The sequence below is a fragment of the Halomonas sp. Bachu 37 genome (assembly GCF_039691755.1).
Taxonomy (GTDB): Bacteria; Pseudomonadota; Gammaproteobacteria; order Pseudomonadales; family Halomonadaceae; genus Vreelandella; species Vreelandella kashgarensis.
Map to the genome: position 1 here is coordinate 2,501,981 of NZ_CP137552.1, position 15,145 is coordinate 2,517,125.

At 62.1% G+C, this 15,145-nt stretch carries 15 protein-coding genes; 4 read left to right on the plus strand and 11 right to left on the minus strand.

Features of this window, described 5'->3' with window-relative positions; translation table 11 throughout:
* Positions 1 to 14: 14 nt before the first annotated feature.
* Positions 15 to 1,379: an L-serine ammonia-lyase gene (locus tag R5M92_RS11565; RefSeq protein ID WP_346796090.1), complete on the minus strand. Its 1,365-nt coding sequence runs from the start codon at positions 1,377 to 1,379 to the stop codon at positions 15 to 17.
* Positions 1,380 to 1,579: 200 nt separating this feature from the next.
* Between R5M92_RS11565 and R5M92_RS11570 the strand changes: the two genes are divergently transcribed.
* Positions 1,580 to 2,221, plus strand: a complete 642-nt coding sequence (locus R5M92_RS11570; RefSeq protein WP_346796091.1) for a hypothetical protein — start codon at positions 1,580 to 1,582, stop codon at positions 2,219 to 2,221.
* 119 nt (positions 2,222 to 2,340) lie between these two features.
* On the opposite strand, the gene rpoD is transcribed toward R5M92_RS11570, so the two are convergent.
* From rpoD to rpsU, 3 genes are all read right to left on the minus strand, one after another.
* Entirely contained in the window at positions 2,341 to 4,191 is a 1,851-nt protein-coding gene (gene rpoD, locus R5M92_RS11575) for an RNA polymerase sigma factor RpoD (protein ID WP_346796092.1), read from the minus strand.
* A gap of 238 nt (positions 4,192 to 4,429) precedes the next feature.
* Positions 4,430 to 6,307, minus strand: a complete 1,878-nt coding sequence (dnaG, locus tag R5M92_RS11580) for a DNA primase (protein ID WP_346796093.1) — start codon at positions 6,305 to 6,307, stop codon at positions 4,430 to 4,432.
* Between the two features lie 149 nt (positions 6,308 to 6,456).
* Positions 6,457 to 6,672 carry a 30S ribosomal protein S21 gene (rpsU, locus tag R5M92_RS11585; protein WP_086622362.1) on the minus strand — a complete coding sequence of 72 codons (216 nt, stop codon included), beginning with the start codon at positions 6,670 to 6,672 and terminating at the stop codon, positions 6,457 to 6,459.
* 219 nt (positions 6,673 to 6,891) lie between these two features.
* On the opposite strand from rpsU, the gene tsaD reads away from it, so the two are divergent.
* The gene (gene tsaD, locus R5M92_RS11590) at positions 6,892 to 7,947 is read left to right on the plus strand and encodes a tRNA (adenosine(37)-N6)-threonylcarbamoyltransferase complex transferase subunit TsaD (protein ID WP_346796094.1); all 1,056 of its coding nucleotides are present in this window, start codon (positions 6,892 to 6,894) and stop codon (positions 7,945 to 7,947) included.
* Here tsaD and R5M92_RS11595 read toward each other — a convergent pair.
* Positions 7,922 to 8,533 (minus strand): glycerol-3-phosphate acyltransferase, encoded by a 612-nt coding sequence (locus R5M92_RS11595; protein ID WP_417339161.1) that lies wholly within the window; start codon positions 8,531 to 8,533, stop codon positions 7,922 to 7,924. The genes tsaD and R5M92_RS11595 overlap by 26 nt on opposite strands.
* Positions 8,534 to 8,668: 135 nt before the next feature.
* Here R5M92_RS11595 and folB point away from each other — a divergent pair, with 135 nt between their 5' ends.
* Complete coding sequence (gene folB, locus R5M92_RS11600; RefSeq protein WP_346796095.1) at positions 8,669 to 9,043, plus strand: dihydroneopterin aldolase; 375 nt, start codon at positions 8,669 to 8,671, stop codon at positions 9,041 to 9,043.
* Entirely contained in the window at positions 9,043 to 9,639 is a 597-nt protein-coding gene (gene folK / locus R5M92_RS11605) for a 2-amino-4-hydroxy-6-hydroxymethyldihydropteridine diphosphokinase (RefSeq protein ID WP_346796096.1), read from the plus strand. Before folB ends, folK begins: the two co-directional genes overlap by 1 nt.
* Positions 9,640 to 9,666: 27 nt before the next feature.
* On the opposite strand, the gene R5M92_RS11610 is transcribed toward folK, so the two are convergent.
* The 6 genes from R5M92_RS11610 to R5M92_RS11635 form a co-directional block, all read right to left on the minus strand.
* Entirely contained in the window at positions 9,667 to 10,857 is a 1,191-nt protein-coding gene (locus R5M92_RS11610; RefSeq protein WP_346796097.1) for a polynucleotide adenylyltransferase, read from the minus strand.
* 101 nt (positions 10,858 to 10,958) lie between these two features.
* Positions 10,959 to 11,774: a symmetrical bis(5'-nucleosyl)-tetraphosphatase gene (locus tag R5M92_RS11615; RefSeq protein ID WP_346796098.1), complete on the minus strand. Its 816-nt coding sequence runs from the start codon at positions 11,772 to 11,774 to the stop codon at positions 10,959 to 10,961.
* A 13-nt stretch (positions 11,775 to 11,787) separates the two neighbouring features.
* Entirely contained in the window at positions 11,788 to 12,165 is a 378-nt protein-coding gene (gene apaG, locus R5M92_RS11620; protein WP_346796099.1) for a Co2+/Mg2+ efflux protein ApaG, read from the minus strand.
* Entirely contained in the window at positions 12,158 to 12,976 is an 819-nt protein-coding gene (gene rsmA / locus R5M92_RS11625) for a 16S rRNA (adenine(1518)-N(6)/adenine(1519)-N(6))-dimethyltransferase RsmA (RefSeq protein ID WP_346796100.1), read from the minus strand. Before rsmA ends, apaG begins: the two co-directional genes overlap by 8 nt.
* 52 nt (positions 12,977 to 13,028) lie before the next feature.
* Positions 13,029 to 14,108, minus strand: a complete 1,080-nt coding sequence (gene pdxA / locus R5M92_RS11630; protein WP_346796101.1) for a 4-hydroxythreonine-4-phosphate dehydrogenase PdxA — start codon at positions 14,106 to 14,108, stop codon at positions 13,029 to 13,031.
* The gene (locus R5M92_RS11635; RefSeq protein WP_346796103.1) at positions 14,108 to 15,109 is read right to left on the minus strand and encodes a peptidylprolyl isomerase; all 1,002 of its coding nucleotides are present in this window, start codon (positions 15,107 to 15,109) and stop codon (positions 14,108 to 14,110) included. The genes pdxA and R5M92_RS11635 overlap by 1 nt, the downstream gene beginning before the upstream one ends.
* Positions 15,110 to 15,145 lie beyond the last annotated feature (36 nt).

The window sequence follows — 15,145 nt, forward strand, 5'->3', positions numbered from 1 at the left end:
TTCGATGACGTTGCTCAGCACTCGATGGCATTGACCGCAAGCCCCCCGCGCGAGGTTTCCTTGTACTTGTCCTGCATGTCGCGTCCTGTATCACGCATGGTACGAATGACCTTGTCCAGCGAGACGAAATGCTCGCCATCCCCGCGCAGGGCCATGCGCGCGGCGTTGATGGCCTTGACCGAGGCGATGGCGTTACGCTCGATACAGGGCACTTGGACCAGGCCGCCCACGGGATCGCAGGTCAACCCCAGGTTGTGCTCCAGGCCGATCTCCGCGGCGTTCTCCACTTGGGCGGGCGTGCCTCCCAGCACTTCGGCAAGCCCTGCAGCGGCCATGGCGCAGGCCGACCCCACCTCTCCCTGGCAACCGACTTCCGCGCCGGAGATCGATGCATTGGTCTTGCACAAAATACCCACGGCCCCCGCAGTTAATAGAAAATCCACGACCTGCTCGCTGGTCGCCTGGGGCTCGAAGTGCAGATAATAGGCGAGTACCGCCGGTACGATTCCCGCAGCGCCATTGGTGGGCGCGGTCACCATGCGACGGCCAGCAGCATTCTCCTCGTTGACCGCCAGGGCGAAGACGTTGACCCAGTCCATGGCGGTAAATGTCGAGGCAATCAGGCTCTCGGGACGCTCGGGGTCGAGCAGATGCTGATATAGCCCCTTGGCGCGACGGCGCACCTTCAATCCGCCCGGCAGGAACCCTTCCGCCTCCAGGCCGTTGTCGATGCAATCGCGCATCGCTTGCCAAACCGCCAACAACCCTCGGCGGATCTCCTCTTCGCTACGCCAGGCCTTCTCGTTTTCCAGCATCAACTCGCTGATACGCAACCCTTCATGCCGGCATAGCGCAAGCAGTTCCTCGGCGGTGGAGAAAGCGAAAGGCAATACAGTGGTGTCGTCGCCGGTCTCGTTGCGGTCCGCCTGGGCTTGATCGACATAGAAGCCACCGCCCAATGAGTAATAGGTGTTGCTGGCCAGCAGGCCTTGCGCCCCATAAGCGCTCAGGGTCATGGCATTGGGATGAAACGACAAGCATTCCGTATCCCACTGCAGATCACGCTGCCAGTCGAACGCCATTTCGTCGCCCCCGGGCAGCTTCAACGGGGCGCCGGTCTTGATTGCCTCGATACGGGAGATTACGGTGTCTGGATCGACATGCTCCGGCGTTTCTCCCATCAACCCCATGATGACGGCCTGATCGGTCCCGTGCCCTTCCCCCGTCGCGGCAAGCGAGCCATGCAGGCGAACCTCCAGGCGTGACACAGCGGCAGGCAAACTATTGGCGAATGCATTTGCAGCGCGCATGGGACCGACGGTATGCGAACTCGACGGTCCGATACCGATACGAAATAGATCGAAGACGCTAATTGCCATGGGTTTCTCCTGCTGATTGCTTGGCTTTCACAAGATGGAGAACCACCGCATCCACGCATGGCTACCGTACAATCCAGCTTAACAAATACCAGCCAAGGAAAAGTGAGCGTGACGTGCCAGCGCAGAAAAGTGACGATATAATGAACATCCACTCATGGATGTCATGTGCTGCCATGCGCCTCCCATAACAGGACGTTATCATGTCGCTCCCTCCGCCCCATGCGCCCATTTCCTTTCGAGCCGCTGCCTTGCGCACGGTTCTTTATATATTGTTCATGGGGGCGATTGCACAAGGCACTTACCTGGAAGCTCTATACCTGCCCGGGTCGCGCTTTTCCGAGTGGGGACTTACCGAGCTCACCCAGACGCTATTTCTCGCCGTTAGCTGCGTTCTGCTTCTTTACATACGCCATGGGCTCAGGGTATGGCCCAATGTCACGCTACTGTTGTCGGCGTTTCTCGCGGCGTCACTGGTCAGGGAGCAGGACGCTTTCCTCGACACCTACGTGGCGGACAACACCTGGAAGGTTCTGGTGGCCTTGATCGTCCTGCCTTCCCTTTACTGGGTAGGACGTAATCGCCAGCGTTTTCTCGCAGAATTCACCTACTTCAGCAATTCCTTTTCCTTCGGCTTCTTCGTTTCCGGTCTGCTGGTCACCTATGTCTTTTCCCGCCTCTACGGTCGCCAGGAATTCTGGCTCACCGTGCTGGAGGAGAACTATGTGCGCACTTTCAAGAATGTGGCGGAAGAGGTCATGGAGCTACTGGGCTACGCCCTGATCCTTATCGCCGTGGTCGAACTGGTGATCCTGGCCAGACGCTGGCGAATGGCCAACTCCTAGTCATTCACGCCTGTTGCGGTTGGCTTTTCCTTTGCAACGACCTTTGCCACGACACTACAAGAACGCCCGCTGTCATTAATGGCAGCGGGCGTTCTAGTTTTACCGGTCCAGCTTGACGATTACTCGTCGAGGAACGAGCGCAGTGGCTCCGAGCGGCTCGGATGACGCAGCTTGCGCAACGCCTTGGCCTCGATCTGGCGGATACGCTCGCGGGTGACATCGAACTGCTTGCCGACCTCCTCAAGGGTATGGTCGGTATTCATGTCGATACCGAAACGCATGCGCAGCACCTTGGCTTCACGGGCAGTCAAGCCGCCCAGCACATTGCGTGTGGCTTCGATCAAGCCTTCTCCGGTGGCCATGTCGATCGGCAGCAGCATGGTGCCGTCTTCGATGAAGTCACCCAGGTGCGAGTCGTCATCGTCGCCGATGGGCGTCTCCATGGAGATCGGCTCCTTGGCAATCTTGAGCACCTTGCGCACCTTGTCTTCCGGCATCTCGAGGCGTTCGCCCAGCTCTTCCGGCGTCGGCTCGCGGCCCATTTCCTGCAGCATCTGGCGCGACACGCGATTGAGCTTGTTGATCGTCTCGATCATGTGTACCGGAATACGAATGGTACGCGCCTGGTCGGCGATCGAGCGGGTGATCGCCTGGCGAATCCACCAGGTGGCATAGGTCGAGAACTTGTAACCACGGCGGTATTCGAACTTGTCGACCGCCTTCATCAAGCCGATGTTGCCTTCCTGGATAAGGTCCAGGAACTGCAAGCCACGGTTGGTGTATTTCTTGGCGATCGAAATGACCAGACGCAGGTTGGCCTCGACCATCTCCTTCTTGGCCCGGCGCGCCTTGGCCTCGCCGATGGAGAGCTTGCGGTTGACTTCCTTCAGCTCGGCCACCGACAGCTGGACCATGTCTTCCTCGAACGCGATCTTGCGTTGCGCCCGGGCGATATCGGCACGCAGCGGCTCGAGACGATCGGCATACTTGGGAAAGGCGGCCTGAAAATCATCCAGCCACTCACGACGCGACTCGCTGCCGGGAAAGGACTTGATGAAACTCTTGCGCGGCACCTTGGCCTTTTTCACGCAGAGCTGCATCACCGCCTTTTCCTGCGCACGGACCTGCTCGACGCTGATCCGCACCTGGCCCACCAGGCGCTCGAAGTGCTTGGGCACCAGCTTGATCGGCGAGAACAGTTCCGCCAGGCGGGCCTGCTCGCTTTTCAGTTCGGCACTGCCACGACCATGCTTCTCCAGTGCCGCTTGAACGAGAGCATTCTGCTCGCGAATCTGCTCGAAGCGTGCCTTGGCTTCCTCGGGATCGGGCCCACCCTCGTTGGTGTTGTCCTCTTCGTCCTCGTCCTCGTCGGATTCCCCGTCCTCGTCGTCCAGTTCTTCTTTTTCCTCGGGCTCGGGAAGGTCCGCCTCGGCAACGCCGGGAATACCCTCGTCGGGATCGATGAAACCGGAAAACAGGTCGGAGAGACGCCCAGGGGCTTCCTCATCCTGAGTGGCGTCGTAGGCATCGAGAATCGAGCTGACCGCCCCCGGAAGGTAGGCCAGAGACGACATCACTTCACGCGTACCCTCCTCGATCCGCTTGGCAATTTCGATCTCGCCTTCGCGGGTGAGCAGCTCCACCGTACCCATCTCGCGCATGTACATGCGGACCGGGTCGGTAGTGCGTCCCACATCGCTTTCCACCGCGGCCAGGGCCGCCACGGCCTCTTCCGCCGCGGATTCATCGGTGGAGTGATCCGACATCATCAAGGTGTCTTCATCGGGCGCTTCCTCAACGACACTGATACCCATGTCGTTGATCATGCCGATGATGTCTTCCACTTGATCCGGGTCGGCGATATCCTCGGGTAGATGGTCGTTGACCTCGGCGTAGGTCAGGAACCCCTGTTCCTTACCTCGCGCGATCAACTCCTTCAGACGCGACTGCTGCTGCGCATTTCCAGCCATAGAAACCCTATCTCGACGAAGAAGAATGAAGCACCTGAAGCGCTGGGTGGAGAAAACTCAACAAGCCGAACATTATAGCGGTAATGATGGGTAATTTTCCAACTTGGCGTATTTGCGCGGTCATTCAGGTGTGTTAGTTTGTTCGGTTAGGCCAGCGCTGGGTGGCTGCCCCGTTATATGGTACTGCCGGGGCGAAAATTCAACCCCTGGCAGCATTTCTCGCGTCATCCATGGCATTTCACTTGCGCGTACCAGCGCTCCCTAGATCGGCCAGAAGCGCCATCAGGTGCTGACGCTCCTGTGGCGAAAGTCGCTCTCCTTCGCGCTGCCTGGCCAACAGAGCATCGATCTGCTCCTGGCACGAAGGACGCAACCGATGACGGCGAAAATACGCCACCAGCCCCTCGAGCTCTTCAGCACGTGCCCCGCGGGGTATCAACAACTCGCGCCGGGCCAGTTCGGCGAGACGCCGCCCTTCATTGCTGCCCTGAAAGTGCGCCAGCACCACTTGCGGGCTGCGGTAGCGTCCTGCGCGCAGCACATCCACGATAGCGGTATACAGCGCCGCTTCGGGATCGCCACCGGGTAACCACTCATCTTCCGGCGGCAATGTTTCGACCAGCGCTGGCTCATGAATCAGCAGCTGTATCACACGGGCCAAGGGAGCCAGAGCACCGCCCGATGGGCGTTCCACCCCGTGGCGCCTGCCTGAAGGCGCATTTACCGTGCCATGAGACATCTCATCGCGACCATTGTCCGCAGCAGGATAGGCCTCGTCATGGCTTCGCTGCCCCTGCTGTTGCGCTTGTTCGCGCCGAGCCAGCAACTGGCCCAGCCGCGACTCGTTCAAGCCGCTACGCCTGGCCAGCTCTTCGAGCAATAGCGACTTCAACACCCCTTCGGGTATGCGTGAAAGGCCCGCCAGCACATGGCTGGCGAAGCGCTCACGCGCCTCCACCGCCTTGAGATCGCGCCCTTCGCCGGCCTGCTCGAACAGAAATTCCGATAGCGGCATGGCACAGGTCACACGGTCCTTGAACGCATCAGCCCCTTCACTGCGCACCAGCGTATCGGGATCCTCGCCTTCCGGCAGAAACAGGAAACGCGCCTCGCGACCGTCGATCATCAGCGGCAACACGGTCTCCAGGGCGCGACTCGCCGCCTGGCGTCCGGCGCGGTCGCCATCGAAGCAGAACACCACCCGGCTCACCAGCCGAAACAGGCGCTTGAGATGATCTTCACTGGTCGCCGTCCCCAAGGTCGCCACCGCATGGTGAATACCGTACTGGGCCAGCGCCACCACATCCATGTAGCCTTCGACGATCACCACCTGCTCCAGGCGAGAATCCGCCTGGCGCGCCTCATACAAGCCGTAGAGTTCCCGACCCTTGTGAAACACGGGAGTTTCGGGAGAATTGAGGTATTTCGGCTTTCCTTCACCGAGTACGCGCCCGCCGAAGGCGATAGTCCGTCCGCGCAGATCACGGATCGGAAACATGACCCGATCGCGAAAGCGGTCGTAGGTACGCCCGCTATCCTCGTGCTGAATCAGCAGCCCATACTCCACCTGAACCGGCTCGCCGATACCCCGCTCGCTCAGATGATGCTTGAGCGCCTCCCACTGTGCCGGGGCGTAGCCGATTCCATAGGTCTTGACCACTTCCGGCGATAGCCGACGCCCATCCAGATACGCCCGTGCGGCATTCCCTTCCTGCATCACCAGCCGTTCGCGATAAAAGCTTGCGGCAAGTTCCAGCAGGTTGACGCCTTCCTTGCGCTTTTTTTCCCGCATCTTGGCGTGAGGATCGTCGGCGCCCTCGCGCGGGACATCGAGCCCCAGCCTGCCGGCCATGTTCTCCACTGCCTCGGGAAAGGGGAGTTTGTCGTACTCCATCAGAAAGCGTAGTGCATTCCCGTGCGCTCCGCAGCCAAAGCAGTGGTAAAACTGCTTGTCGGCACTCACCGTGAACGACGGCGTCTTTTCCTGATGAAACGGACACAGGCCCGAATAGTTGCGCCCGGCCTTCTTCAGCTTCACACGCTCGCCGACCACCTCGACCACGTCCACACGGCCCAGCAAGTCATCGATAAAACGTTGTGGAATCTGACCGGCCATCGCTGTCAGCGACCTCGCGGTACACGGCGCCACCACTGCTATTGGCACCATGCAAATGAAACAGAAAAACAAACGGCCACCGGATGGCGGCCGCTTGGCGTCCCTCTTGAGAAAACCGGTTCAATAGCCCCGATTATCCCCAGTACGGATCAATAGAGCCGTTCGAAACGCTTGCGCTCACGCTGAAGCTTCTTGGCGTGACGCTTGACGGCAGCTGCCGCCTTACGCTTGCGTTCTGCTGTCGGCTTTTCGTAGTTTTCACGACGACGGACTTCAGACAGAACACCGGCTTTTTCACAAGAACGCTTGAAACGACGCAGCGCGACGTCAAACGGCTCGTTATCACGTACTTTGACAGAAGGCATTAAGCACTCACCTACCTTAAGAATTGAGTTCGGTTAGCACGTACATTGCCACGTGCAATGCACGACCCAGTTTTACAGCGCACAGTAGTCTAGTCCCGAAGTGCCAGCTTTGCAAATATGGCACATGATAGTGCAGTAGCGCATATCCCGCTCCGGTGTCGGCCGGGAAATGATAAACTGAGGCGTAATTTCCTTCACTTTGCTGACGAGAGTTCCTGCATGCGCGTACTGGGCATTGAAACGTCCTGCGACGAAACCGGCGTCGCCATCTTCGATACCGCGGCCAACGCCGGCCAAGGCGTCCTGCTGGCCGACGCCCTATATAGCCAGATCGCCATGCACGCCGAATACGGCGGCGTCGTTCCCGAACTCGCCTCCCGCGACCATACCCGCAAGCTGTTGCCCTTGATCAGCGAGGTACTGATCCAGGCCGGCCTGAGCCGCCGCGATCTCGACGGCATCGCCTATACCGCCGGTCCCGGCCTGGTAGGCGCCTTGATGGTCGGCGCAAGCACCGCTCACGGCATGGCCCGCGCCCTGGGCATCCCGGTGCTCGGCGTTCACCATATGGAAGGTCACTTGCTGGCACCGATGCTGGAAGAACAGGCGCCCGAGTTTCCCTTCGTGGCGCTTCTGGTGTCCGGGGGGCACACGCAGCTGGTAGCGGTGGAAGGATTGGGGCGCTATCGATTGCTGGGTGAATCCGTGGATGACGCGGCGGGCGAGGCTTTCGATAAAGCCGCCAAGATGCTGGACCTCGCCTACCCCGGCGGCCCCCAGGTGGCCAAGCTGGCGGAAAGCGGCGAAGCATCACGCTTTCGTTTTCCCCGCCCGATGACCGACCGACCCGGGCTGGACTTCAGTTTTTCCGGCCTCAAGACTCATACCCTGACCGCGATTCGCAAGCTCGAGGCGGCAGGTGAACTCGACGAACAGGCCCGGGCCGATGTCGCCCGCGCCTTCGAGGAGGCGGTGGTCGACACCCTGGTGATCAAATGTCGTCGGGCGCTGGACCAGACCGGTCTCAAGCGCCTGGTGGTGGCCGGAGGCGTCAGCGCCAACCAGCGCTTGCGTGAACGCCTAGACCATGAAACCGCCAAGCGCGGTGCCCGGGCATTCTATCCGCGGGGCCGCTTCTGCACCGACAACGGCGCCATGATCGCCTATGTCGGCGCCCAGCGCCTGGCAGCCGGGGAACGGGACCAGCCCGGCATCATGCAAGCCGTGCCGCGCTGGCCGCTGGACCGACTCAGCGTCCCGGCCGCTGTCGCCTGAGCGAGGGCTCGGTGCCACGCCCCATCCGACGAATATTGAGCCAGTGACGAGCCACTATCAACAGGCTGAATCCTCCCACCACGACGATGTAGCGAGGTGTCCACCAGAGGCACAGCAGCGGCGCTGCCATGGCACTCGCCAGCGAGGCCATTGCGGCCGTCTTCAAACGCCACGCCAGCAGGCTCCAGAGCGCGGCACTCCCCAGCGCCACGGCGGGTGCCAGCACCAGCAGTACGCCGAAAGCACTCGCCACGGACTTGCCGCCGCGAAAGCGGTGCCAGACGGGATAGCTGTGACCGAGCAGCACCGCCGCCCCCGCGATACCCTGGGCCCACACCGGCCCTCCCAGCAGCTTGAGTGACAGTACCGCCGGCACTCCCTTGGCTGCATCCAGGACAAGGGTCATCAGGGCCAGGCGTATGCCGTACAAGCGCAGCATATTGGAAAATCCGGGATTGCAGGAGCCCCGGGATCGCGGATCAGCGACCCCGGCCCAGCGGCATATCCAGGGGGCCGCCAGGCAACTGCCACTGAGATAACCCACCAGAGTGCTCAGGACGACACTGCCTAACATCGCGCTTTCCATTCCGCCCCCGCTACGTTCCGCAAGCTCCACGCCCTTATCTTCTGCAGCGAGTCGACCTGCGCATTGTTGTCTGCCTGCCTGTTGCTTGGCGTTCGGCTCAAGTACAATTCCCCGCTTGTTGAAAGGGGAAGCCCGATGGACCGCATCTTGATCGAAGCGCTCGACGTCGAAACCACCATTGGCGTCTATGAGTGGGAACGTACCATTACCCAGCGACTGCGGCTCGACCTGGAGCTGGCCACCGACATTCGTCCGGCTGCTGCTGCCGACGATATCGGGCTAACCCTGGATTATGCCGCCATCAGCCAGCGCATCCATGCCTTCGCTGCGGAACACGCCTTCGCCCTGGTGGAGACCTTCGCCGAACGGCTTGCCGCCTGCCTGCGAGAAGAGCACGGTATTGCCTGGCTACGCCTGACGGTCCGCAAGCCCGGCGCCGTGGCCAGCGCCGCCGCCGTGGGCGTCACGATTACTCGCGGCACCCCGCCCAGCAGCGAAGAAGACAGGTAATGGCACAAGTCACCGTCAGCTTGGGCAGCAACATCGCTCCCGAACAGCATATTCGCCTCTGCCTCGACGCGCTACACGCCGAGTTCGGCGAGCTGGCGATCTCACGAGTCTTTGAAAGCGAACCCGTCGGTTTTCACGATTCGCGCAACTTCTACAATCTCGTGGTGGCTTTCGACAGCGACCGCTCACCTGGCGAATTGCAGGCCTGGGGCAAGCGTCTGGAAATCGCCCATGGCCGCAGAGCGGATACACCCAAGTACAGCCCCCGGGCGCTGGATATCGACTTGTTGACGGTAGGCGAGCTGTGCGGCGAGTACGATGGAGTCACGTTGCCGCGTGCCGACATCACCCACAACGCCTTTGTCCTGCAACCCCTGGCCGAGCTGCTGCCGGCCGCACGGCATCCCCGTAGCGGCATTGCCTACCGCCAGCTATGGCAGGCGTTCGATGTGGGCAGCCAACGCTTGTGGCCGGTGGACTTCTACTGGAACGGCAAGTGGATCTCGCGGACTCAGCCCGCTTGCGCCGGCTCCCGGGCGAGCTTTCGGATGGTGAATGAGTCATTCGATCACACTCGCGCACGCGCCGATGTCTGACACCGTTTGGCCAGGCACAGCTAGCCCTCAGGCCGGGCCTAACGCCTGCGCCACCGCTTGCCGGCGCGCGTCAGCCAACGCCTCGCCCAGAGATTTGCCCTTGTAGCCCTGCTCCAGCAGCGGCTTCACCTCGACCCGACTTGCAGCGCCCCAGCCATGGGCCAGGCGTTTGCCGAGCGCGGGCGCCTGGCACATCATCCAGGCCAGCTGGCCCTCGACCTGGCGCGGCTTGCGCCAGGCATCCAGGCGATCCAGCCAGGCCATGACTTGCTCCGGTACCAGACGGGAGGTCATCTCGAAGGCCTCAAGCAGCTCTCGGCTGGCCGCCGTATGCCGAGCCAGGCGGGCCACGTTGTTGGGCAGGCGCAAGCGCATGGCGAGTGCCTGTCTTTTCTCCTCGGGCAACGATTCCACCAGGCGAGCGTAACGCCAGTGAGCTAGCGGTATGTCGGTCTCGGGGACTTGCTGCAGACGCGCCAGAAATGTCTTCAGAAAAGCGTCTTTCTCACTCTCACTTGTCTGGACGCCTGGTTCGTCACCGGTTATTTCATCGACTGGCACCTCAAAAAGCTCGGGCATCACCCGAACGAGCGCCCCGCAGGCGTGTAAGGCGCGAAAATACGCCTCGGGATGGGGCTCGCCCAGCGCTTTTTCGGTTTCCGTCCAGATACGCTCCGCCGCAAGGTGGTTTAACTCGTCACTTTCCACGATCCGGCGCATCAGCGCTTGGGTTTCCTCCGCGATGACGAAGCCGAGACCGGCATAGCGCGCCAGAAAACGCGCGGTACGCAAGACCCGCAGCGGGTCTTCGATGAACGCCGGGGAGACATGGCGCAGCACCCGAGTTTCCAGGTCCACACGGCCCTGGTAAGGATCGTGGAGCTTGCCATCGCTATCTTCGGCCATGGCGTTGATGGTCAAGTCCCGGCGCGCCAAGTCCTCCTCCAGGGTGACATCGGGGCTGGCGTGCATGACGAACCCGCCGTAACCATGCCCGGATTTGCGCTCGGTACGCGCCAGGGCGTATTCCTCATGGGTGTCGGGGTGCAGGAAGACGGGGAAGTCCCGCCCCACCGCGCGAAACCCGCGACGACGCATGTCCTCGGGTGTGGTGCCCACCACCACCCAGTCGTTATCGTAAACCGGCCATCCCAGCAGGGCATCGCGAACCGCGCCTCCTACCCGGTAGACCTGCAACCCTTCCAGGCGTCTGTCCATGATCTCCCTCTTTCCGTTACGTACTCGTCCCGCTACGTACTTGTCTTCCCGTTTCGTACTTGTCTTCCCGTTGCGTCCTTGTCTGCCCGTTACGTCCTTGGCTAACACCTCACCTGGCGGCTGGGCACGCGGGTGCGCTGGCCGCTCTCCAGGTTCAAGGCGGTAAGACTTCCGCCCCAGACACAGCCGCTATCCAGCGACTCGACAGACATCCTGGCGTCGGGTGCGGTGCCTTCCAGCGCGGCCCAATGGCCGAAGATTACTCGGTAGTCGTCATCGCGGGGATACTGGAACCAAGGGGCGTAGCCGGGAGGCGCGCTGTCCAGCCCCTCCTTGGCGGCAAAATCCAGTTGGCCTTGGGCGTTTATGAAGCGCATCCGCGTGAAGACATTGACGATCATGCGCTGCCGCGCGATACCTTCAAGCTCGGGATGCCATACATCGGGGAGGTTGCCGTACATGGCACACAGGAACGCCCCGGCATTCTCGCTACCCAGCATGGCCTGGACCTCCTGGCCCAGGCGCTCGGCCTGGGGTACCGTCCACTGCGGCAACAGCCCCGCATGAACCATCAGGTCCTGCTCGTGACGCACTGTCAATGGACGGCTCTGCAGCCAATCGAGCAATTGTTCGCGGTCCGGTGCCGCCAGGATGTCGCTCAAGGTGTCGTTGCGTTTCAGGGTACCGTTGCCGCGCGCCACCGCCAGCAGGTGGAGATCATGATTGCCCAGTACGCACTCCGCCGCCGCTCCCAGCGCCTTCACCTCACGCAGGCATTCGAGCGAACCCGGCCCGCGATTGACGAGATCCCCCACCAACCACAGCCGGTCGCGGCGCGAATCAAAGCCGAGCGTTTCCAGCAACTCGATGAATTCGGCATGGCAGCCGTGCAGGTCACCAATAGCATAAGTCGACATGGGCACGTCCTGGTCAATGGATTTGGTTGGGTCCGGCGAGGCAGAACGGCGCCACGGGAACGTCGAACGCCCGCTGGGTCGCGGTATTGAAGCAGGTATAGGCCCCCTGCATGACACCTACCGGGGTTTGCAGGATGGCGCGGCTGGTATAGCGAAAGCGCTGACCGGGTCCGATCAACGGCTGCTGCCCCACCACTCCCTTGCCACGCACTTCCTGACTTTCACCGCTGCCCTGGGTGATCTTCCAGTAGCGTGCCATCAGCTGGACGCTGTGGTCGCTGGTGTTGTGCAGCGTCACCGTGTAGGAGAAAACATACCGCGCCTGGGTGGCGCAGGACTCATCGCTACGGTAATGCGGCTCGATCGCCACGAGTACTTCCGGCTCACTCACCCTGGTCGGCTCCTGTATCGGCAAGCGCCAGGTGATTGGCGATACGCACGAACTCCTCCACGCTCAGGGTCTGCGGGCGACGCCCTGGGTCGATTCCCAGCGTCTCCAGCGCTTCGGCATCGATCCTTCCCTTGAGGTTGTTGCGCAGGGTCTTGCGCCGCTGGCCGAAGGCCTCTCGCACCAGGTCGAACAACAGCAGCGGGTCCTGGGCCGTGTGCGGCAACTGCTCGTGGGGTGTCAGGCGAACGATGGCCGAGTCCACCTTGGGCCGCGGCACGAAGGCTTCCGGGGGCACCACGAACAGCTGGTCGACATGGCAATAGTACTGCGCCATCACCGACAGGCGCCCCCAGTCGGGGCCGCCGGGAACCGCCGCCAGGCGCTCGACCACTTCCTTCTGCAGCATGAAGTGCATGTCCGCGATCGCATCACCCGCCTGCAGTAGATGAACGATGAGCGGCGTCGAGATGTTATAGGGAAGATTGCCTACCACCCGCAGCGCCGGCCCATCGCCTTTCAGTGCCTGAAAGTCGAATTTCAGCGCATCGCCTTCATGAATCACGAAGTCGGGGTAGTTGAAGAATTGCACTCTCAAGCCGGGGATAAGGTCGCGGTCCAGCTCGATGACTTCGAGCTTGCCCGCCGCGTCCAGTAGCGGTTCGGTCAAGGCCCCTTGGCCCGGCCCTATCTCGACCAGTCGGTCCGCGGCGCGTGGCCCGATCGAACGGACGATCCGGGAAATGATCCCCGGATCGCGCAGAAAGTTTTGCCCAAAACGCTTGCGTGCGCGGTGAACCGGAGGTTGGGTCATGAAACAAAATCCTTGGAAAATAAACCTGACGAGCGATGGCCGGGCGAAGTCGCTACCCGGCGGGGTGGACCTGGCCGGAATGCTTTCGACGCGATAGCTCCGCGGCCAGCGCCAGGGCGACCTGCAAGCTTCCTGGGTCGGCGCTGCCACGGCCGGCTAGATCCAACGCGGTGCCGTGGTCCACCGAGGTCCGCACCAGCGGCAACCCCAGGGTGAGATTGGCGGCCCGGCCGAAGCCGGCATACTTGAGCACCGCGAGACCCTGGTCGTGATACATCGCCAGCACGGCATCGACGTCGCGCAGATGGCGGGGTGTGAACAGGGTATCGGCGGGCAGCGGCCCCTCGATAAGCAAGCCTTCTGCGCGCAGGGCATCGAGCACCGGCGTGATGATGGCTTGCTCCTCATGCCCCAGGTGCCCGCCCTCCCCGGCGTGGGGGTTCAGTCCGCATACCGCGATACGCGGTGCCGCGATACCGAATTGCCGCTTAAGATCGGCGTGCAACAGCCGGGCGATTCGCTCGAGCCTTGGCGCGGTGATGGCATCGGCCACTTTGCGCAGGGGAAGATGGGTGGTCACCAGCGCGACACGCAGGGCGCTCTCCCCCGTCCATCCCGGAACCTGAGCGTGCAGGGCCTGCTCGGTGGCCAGCATCATTACCACTTCGTCCACCTTGCAGGCATCGCGCAGATACTCGGTATGACCGGTAAAGCCGGGAAACCCGCCCTCGACGATCACCCCCTTGTGCAGCGGCGCGGTAACCATGGCATCGGCGTGTCCCTGGAGGCAAGCCGCTATCGCCACATCCAGGGTTTCCAGCACATAGGCGGCATTGGCCGTCTCCAGGTGACCAGGTACGCTCTCGGTGCGCAGCGGTACCGGCCACACCGGTAGCACACCGGCATTCAAGGAGGGCAACGCCTCTCCAGGCGAGATCGTCTCGATTCGTACCGCCAAGCCCAGTGCCCGGGCGCGCACCGCCAGCATCTCAGGATCACCGACCGCAACCGTACCCGGCGGCAGAGCCCCTTGCGCCGCCAGCATCAAGGTCAGCTCGGGACCGATACCGGCGGGCTCGCCCGTGGTCAATGCCAACTTCACGGCCAGCGAGCCGGCCTCGCCTGCATGCATCAGAGCCGGATATCCACGTAGGCCTGGGAGCGGATCTCCTGAATCCAGCCTTCCAGTGCCTCGCTGGCACGGCGCTGGAACATGGCCTGGCGCACCTGTTCGCGCTGGCTCTCCTGAGTCACGTCCTGGCGGCGCCGCTCGAGTACTTCGATGAGGTGATAGCCAAATTGTGAACGCACCGGCTCGGAAACCTGATTGAGGGGAAGCTCGTTCATGGCCTCTTCGAACGCCGGCACGGTCTGACCGGGGCGAAGCCAGCCCAGTTCGCCGCCATTGAGCGCCGAGCCCTGATCGTCGCTCATTTCCTGCGCCAAGGCGGCGAAGGATTCCCCTTGCTGCAGACGGCGACGTATATCGTTGGCCATTGCGCGCGCCTGACTCTCGTCCCTGTTGGGCGTCATCCCGATCAGGATGTGACGGGCGCGATTTTCTTCGATCACCGCCTGCTCCGTCGGTCCGCCGGGCGCCTGCTGCGCCAGCAAGCGTTCCACGTCACGGTCGCTGATGGAGACGCGTCCCCCTACCTGGCGCTGCTGGACCTGGCGAATGAGCATCTCGCGGCGTACCTGCTCGCGCACCTGTCCCAGGCTCATGCCATCGGCTTCGAGCCTATCGGCGAAAGCATCGAGGCTCATGCCGTTGGATTCGGCGATGCTGCGTAGCTGACGGTTCAGCTCGGTGTCGTCCACGCTGAGATTGGCATCGCGGGCCATTTGCAGCTGGAGCTCTTCCACCACCATGCGCTCCAGCACTTGCCGGCGCAGGTTAACGCCCGTCGGCAAGCTGCCGCCTTGCTCCTCGGCCTGGCGCTGCACTTGCTGTAGCCGCTCCTCGAGCTCGCTTTGCATGATCACGCCATCGTTGACCACCGCCACGACCTGGTCCAGCGAGCGACGCTCCAGCGATTGATATTCCTGGGCCTGCAGTGTCAGCGGCAAGGCGACTAGACAAGCGGCCAAGCCCAGCACACGGCCCAGGGAGGCGATCTTTCGACTGCGCATAATGGTCTTTCCCTTCTTCATGACGTGAATCGTATT